Origin of the sequence: Acinetobacter sp. (genome assembly GCF_036659555.1) — a bacterium.
Lineage (GTDB): Bacteria > Pseudomonadota > Gammaproteobacteria > Pseudomonadales > Moraxellaceae > Acinetobacter.
Genome location: NZ_JAVXCI010000131.1, coordinates 1 through 5,643 on the forward strand (window position 1 = coordinate 1; position 5,643 = coordinate 5,643).

The following is a 5,643-nucleotide window of genomic DNA, read 5'->3' on the forward strand; positions in this document are numbered from 1 at the left end:
ATTTTCTTTACCTTAAAGTTTGGGTTAGGCCTCCATATATCCGCATTCTCCACCCATTGCTAGGCACCCAGAGTAATGTGACGATATATGTGCGGATTTTTTATAACTATTTCTCAATTTTTCGCAAAAATTCTAATTAAAAAATTAACACGAAAAGCATTTGATAAAATAGGCGGCTATTTATACCATAGTCACATATAAATTTCCAAAAGTTTTTAAAGATCATGAACACAACTTACCAAGCTCCCCGCCGTTTAATCAAAACCCCAGACGAAATTGAAAAAATGCGTGTGGCTGGGCGGCTGGCGGCTGAAGTTTTGGATATGATCAAGCCGCATATCAAGCCGGGCGTGACGACCCTTGAACTTGATGCGATTTGTCATGACTATATTGTCAATAAGCAGGATGCCATTCCAGCGTGTTTAGGTTACGGCGCCGCGCCCGGCCGCCCGGCGTTCCAGCACGTCATCTGCACTTCGGTCAACCATGTGGTCTGCCACGGCATTCCTTCAGACGCAAAAGTACTGAAAAAAGGCGATATTTTGAATATTGATGTCACCGTGATTAAAGACGGCTATCACGGCGACACCAACATGATGTACATCGTGGGCGGTGAAACCTCTATTTTAGCCAACCGCTTATGCAAGGTGGCTCAAGAAGCCATGTACCGCGGCATGGAAGCGGTTAAGCCCGGCGCAACCATTGGCGATATTGGCCATGCGATTCAAAAATACGTTGAATCTGAACGCTTTGGCGTAGTGCGCGAATACTGCGGCCACGGCATTGGCACAGTGTTCCATGACGAACCGCAAGTGCTGCACTACGGCCAGCCGGATACCGGCATGATTCTGGAAGAAGGCATGACCTTCACTATTGAGCCAATGGTCAATGGCGGCGACTGGAAAACCAAGCTTTTAGGCGACAAATGGACGGTGGTGACCAAAGACCATAGCCTGTCTGCGCAATATGAGCACACGCTTTTAGTGACAAAAAATGGCGTAGAAGTGCTGACGGCGCGCCCTGAAGAAGACTTGTCGCGCTTTCAGAAATAAGCTGCAGTAAAAGCTAAAAAACAGCATGCGGATGCCAGCCAGTTCAGCAATTGGCTGGCATTTCCGTTTTAAAGCTTAGGAATCCGCCTAAGCAACAGAATACTACCGATACAATTAGCACATAAAAAACAATTAGATGGGTTGAATTCTTGATAAAAATAAGATGATTTTTTGCTCTCTTAAGCTTCAGCGCCTGCACTGCCTCATTTTCCTTTAAAAGCTTACATGCCTTTGCGCAGGCAAGGCCCGCACGCACGTATCCGAAGCTTGCCCTGCTTAACTATGGGACAGCAATCGCTCCAAGCATTGCATTTAAAACCGGCAAGACGCCGCCGAGAATAGCCCCAAAAAGTTAAGGAGCTTATGGCGTTCCTCAACCGATCCGCATCATCTGAATATTCAATTTAAAATGGCAGGACTGCGCCGTGAACAGCAAAAAATTAAAGCTTTTATTGCGCCCGCCGGCTGGAAAGCTTAAGCAAAGGCATTCCGCGCCCGCGCACTCATTTGGAACATATTTGCAGACTTTTTTCATATTGGCGCAATTCACACTCCCCATTGCGCGCCGTTTTACGCTAAGATAATGTGCTTTTTTAATTTTTAATCCCTATAAGAAGGAATACTGCCGTGGACGTACGTCTCTCTGATCGTGTAAATGCCATCAAACCGTCCCCAACTCTTGCGGTAACGAACAAAGCAGCTGAATTGAAAGCTGCGGGTAAAAACGTTATTGGTTTGGGCGCTGGCGAACCTGATTTCGACACACCACAACACATCAAAGACGCAGCAATTGCAGCGATTAATAACGGCTTTACTAAATACACAGCTGTTGACGGTACTCCAGGCCTTAAAAAAGCGATTATTGCAAAATTCAAACGCGACAATAATCTTGACTATGCGGCCAACCAAATTCTGGTTTCTTGCGGCGGCAAGCAGTCATTCTTCAACTTGGCGCTGGCTTTGCTGAACAAAGGCGATGAAGTGATCATCCCTGCGCCATTCTGGGTCAGCTACCCGGACATGGTGATTATCGCTGAAGGCGTTCCTGTGATTGTGAAATGCGGTGAAGAGCAGCGTTTCAAAATCACTCCTGCGCAATTAGAAGCGGCGATTACTGACAAAACCCGCCTAGTGGTGCTGAACAGCCCATCCAACCCAACGGGCATGATCTACACTAAAGCTGAATTGGAAGCTTTGGCTGAAGTGCTGCGCAAATACCCGGAAGTTTATATCGCTTCTGACGATATGTACGAACCGATCCGCTGGGATGATGAATTCTACAACATCGCAACTGTTGCGCCTGACCTTTATGACCGTACAATCGTGTTAAACGGTGTGTCTAAAGCCTATGCAATGACTGGCTGGCGCATCGGCTATGCGGCCGGCCCTGCTAAGCTGATTGGCGCAATGAAAAAAATCCAGTCTCAGTCAACTTCAAACCCAACTTCAATTTCACAGGTTGCTGCAGAAGCTGCATTGAATGGCCCTCAAGACGTGCTTGAGCCAATGATTGAAGCATTCAAACGCCGCCACGACCTGGTGATCAAAGGCTTAAATGAAATTAAAGGCATTTCTTGCCTGCCTGCTGACGGCGCATTCTATGCCTATGCCAATATCAAACCGTTAATTCGCGCCAAAGGCTTAAAATCCTGCACAGAGTTCTCTGAATGGCTATTGGAAGAAACCGGCGTTGCCGTAGTTCCTGGTGATGCATTCGGCCTAGGCGGTTTCATGCGCATTTCTTACGCAACTGCGGACGAAGTGCTTGTAGATGCGCTTGCGCGCATCAAGAAAGCTGCCGATTCAATTGAAGGCGTAGACGCTGCGATTGCTTCAATTGCTGCTGAAAAATAATCTGCTTTAATCAGCCAGATTTGAAGAACCCGCGGAAATCCGCGGGTTTTTTTATATGCTGCACATTTGCAGCTAGCGGGCCTGCGCCAGCTTTAGGGCAAAAGCAATGAATAATCCGCCGGTGATGCGGTTCATCCATTTCACAAAAGTTTGATTCAGCAGATAAGGCCGAAGTTTGCCAATGCCTGCAATCAGCATTGCGCACCATGCCATTCCTAAAACAATATGCATGGCAACCAAGGCCAGCGTCCATACAGCCGCATGCTGCGCCGAAGGAATAAACTGCGGCAGAAATGAAAGATAGAAAATGCCGACTTTCGGATTCAGCAGATTGCCGCTGAAACCGCGGATAAACCAGTTCGGCTGAGCAGCATGCGCTGCAGGCAGCGCTGTGAAATCCTGAGCTTTGGCGCTGAACAGCAGCTGCAGGCCGAGCCAAGCCAGATACAAAGCGCCGCACCATTTCAGCACGGTAAATGCCGTTTGCGATGCAGCTAAAATTGCGCCCAAGCCAAAAGCCACGGCGGCGCCCCATGCCAAACAGCCTAAATGAATCCCCGCAGCCGCCCAGAGCGCCTGCCTGTGCCCCTCCACAGAGGCGGTGCGTATAATCAGCGCAGTATCGACGCCTGGAGTAACAGTCAGCAAAATAATGGCTGCAAAGTATGACAGCAGCAGCGTTTCCATGATGTCTTCCCACCCGTCTTAAATTGCGCTTAATCATAAAGCATAAGCTCAGAACAGAAAAACTGCGCGGCTAAACCGCATCACTCGCCAGCTGCAGCTGGCGCTTGCTGTGAAGGTTTTGCCCCAATCACCGCAGCAATTCCGGCCAAAACAATGGCTGCGGAAATAATGATCCGCCAGCTTAAAGCCTCGCCAATAAACAGCGCGCCGCCCAAAATAGCCAAACAGGGCACAGACAGCTGCACACTGCTGGCCGTAACGCGGTCAATGCGCTTCACTATGGCGTACCACAGCACATAGGCGCCGCTGGAGGCCAAGCCGCCCGACAGCAGCGCCAACAGTACGCCTTGCGGCTTGATAAAACTCTGTGAATAAAAAACCAGATAAACCAGCAGCACAAAAGGAACCGCCATTACAAAATTGGCCAATGTGCTTGCCAGCGGATTATGCATATTTTTCCCTGCAATGCTGTACATCGCCCAGCCGATTCCGGAAAGCACCATCATTGCGGCGTACACTAAATTTGGCGCTGAAGCGCCAGGCAGCAGCAGAATTAAAATGCCTAGAATTGCAATCACAAGCCCAGCACCGCGGCGCAGATTAATTTTTTCACCATGGCGCAGCCCATAGCCGACCATGCTTAACTGAACCGTGCCAAAGAGGAGCAATGCGCCTACACCGGCGTCAATATGCAAATACGCAAGGGAAAAAGCAACGATGTACAGTGCAAGAAAAAATCCGTTTTTCACACTCCACTCTATTTCAGCTTTACTGGCAGAGAGCATATAAAGAAGGAACAGCACCGCCGCGCCGCTGCACACGCGAAGTAAGCTAAAACTCATGGCATCAATCTGCTGGCCGGCCAGCGCCAAACGGCACAAGACCGAATTGGCCGCAAAAGCCAGCATGGCGATCATGATTTTCAGCAGCATGGTTGAGCATCCTTATTCAACAGCATGCTTTAGATATATCGAATATCCCGAATTAAATCTATAAAGATTTCCCGATTGCAGAAATCAGGCAAGCTGATCATTGAAAATCCCGTATATCAGTCAGATTTATTTTTTCTATTAAGCATGGATAAGCATTTGCTTAAGAATTTTGAAACAATAATCTCTTTGCAATGATTCATCTTTAAACTTTAGAATATTCCAGACAAAAACTTATAGAGATTTTGGGCCGCCTTATGCGTTATAAAATTATTGATGTTTATCAGAAAGAAAATTTAAGACGCTATATCGCCAAATGCCTTAAGCCCCGCTCCCCGCAGTTCATTGTCATTGAAAGCCCCCGAACCCTGTGCCTGAATTTAGACATTATTGATGTCAATCCGCATACCGCTGTCACCACATGGGCTACCGGAGAAGCCATTTCAATAAAAATCCTGAATCAGTTTGACAGCTTTGACAAAGCCTATATGACCAATACCCTTTAAAAAAATCAGCGCGCCGGCAATTGCGCCTGAAGCTTCTTTTGGTTAATCTGCAATCAAGTTCTATTTTTGAACTGGCTTAGCTTTAAGGAAGAAGAATGAATCCAAAAGAAATGACCGGCCTGCAGCTGCTGCAGGCCATGTGCGCCGGGAAAATTCCGCCCGCAAGCATCAGTGAAACCATTCCCATGCGCCCTTTTGAAGTTTCTGAAGGGAGCATCCGCTTTAAAGTCCGGGCGGATCAGCGCCATTTAAATCCGCTGGGCGGCGTGCATGGCGGCTTTGCCGCCACGGTGCTGGATTCCGTCACCGGATGCGCAGTGCATACTTTGCTTGAAGCCGGCGTCGGCTACGGCACCATCGACTTGAACATTAAAATGTGCCGCCCCATTCCCAAAGATAAAGAGTTGCTGGCGGTCGGAACGGTCATCAATATCAGTAAAAATCTGGGCATTTCAGAAGGCAAAATTATTGATGAAAACGGCAAGCTGTATGCCCATGCGACCGCAACCTGCATGATTATCCGCCCATAGCCGGCAAAGCCAAAGCGCATAAAAATTCTTGGGGCTGTAGTAGATTAGAACTGTGATAGTCTACTTTTATGAAGATAACTCGATG

6 protein-coding genes are annotated in these 5,643 nt (G+C 47.9%); 4 read left to right on the plus strand and 2 right to left on the minus strand.

Annotation, left to right across the window (positions count from 1 at the left end; translation table 11 throughout):
- Nucleotides 1-224: 224 nt before the first annotated feature.
- Both map and RSA72_RS13575 read left to right on the plus strand, forming a co-directional pair.
- On the plus strand, nt 225-1,052 hold the full coding sequence (gene map, locus RSA72_RS13570; protein WP_332624711.1) for a type I methionyl aminopeptidase: 828 nt from the start codon (nt 225-227) through the stop codon (nt 1,050-1,052).
- A gap of 627 nt (nt 1,053-1,679) precedes the next feature.
- Complete coding sequence (locus RSA72_RS13575) at nt 1,680-2,906, plus strand: pyridoxal phosphate-dependent aminotransferase (RefSeq protein ID WP_332633347.1); 1,227 nt, start codon at nt 1,680-1,682, stop codon at nt 2,904-2,906.
- 72 nt (nt 2,907-2,978) lie between these two features.
- On the opposite strand, the gene RSA72_RS13580 is transcribed toward RSA72_RS13575, so the two are convergent.
- On the minus strand, nt 2,979-3,593 hold the full coding sequence (locus tag RSA72_RS13580) for a LysE family translocator (protein ID WP_332624608.1): 615 nt from the start codon (nt 3,591-3,593) through the stop codon (nt 2,979-2,981).
- An 80-nt stretch (nt 3,594-3,673) separates the two neighbouring features.
- Nucleotides 3,674-4,525, minus strand: coding sequence for a DMT family transporter (locus RSA72_RS13585; RefSeq protein ID WP_332624609.1), 852 nt, complete (start codon nt 4,523-4,525; stop codon nt 3,674-3,676).
- Between the two features lie 254 nt (nt 4,526-4,779).
- Here RSA72_RS13585 and RSA72_RS13590 point away from each other — a divergent pair, with 254 nt between their 5' ends.
- Both RSA72_RS13590 and RSA72_RS13595 read left to right on the plus strand, forming a co-directional pair.
- Nucleotides 4,780-5,028: a hypothetical protein gene (locus RSA72_RS13590; RefSeq protein ID WP_332624610.1), complete on the plus strand. Its 249-nt coding sequence runs from the start codon at nt 4,780-4,782 to the stop codon at nt 5,026-5,028.
- 95 nt (nt 5,029-5,123) lie between these two features.
- A complete protein-coding gene (locus tag RSA72_RS13595; RefSeq protein WP_332624611.1) occupies nt 5,124-5,558 on the plus strand; it encodes a PaaI family thioesterase in 435 nt (144 codons plus the stop codon).
- The last annotated feature ends 85 nt before the right edge of the window (nt 5,559-5,643 follow it).

Coding starts and splice junctions, on each gene's coding strand:
- map (WP_332624711.1), top strand. CDS start 225: ATGAACACAACTTACCAAGCTCCCCGCCGTTTAATCAAAACCCCAGAC.
- RSA72_RS13595 (WP_332624611.1), top strand. CDS start 5,124: ATGAATCCAAAAGAAATGACCGGCCTGCAGCTGCTGCAGGCCATGTGC.
- RSA72_RS13580 (WP_332624608.1), bottom strand. CDS start 3,593: ATGGAAACGCTGCTGCTGTCATACTTTGCAGCCATTATTTTGCTGACT.
- RSA72_RS13585 (WP_332624609.1), bottom strand. CDS start 4,525: ATGCTGCTGAAAATCATGATCGCCATGCTGGCTTTTGCGGCCAATTCG.
- RSA72_RS13590 (WP_332624610.1), top strand. CDS start 4,780: ATGCGTTATAAAATTATTGATGTTTATCAGAAAGAAAATTTAAGACGC.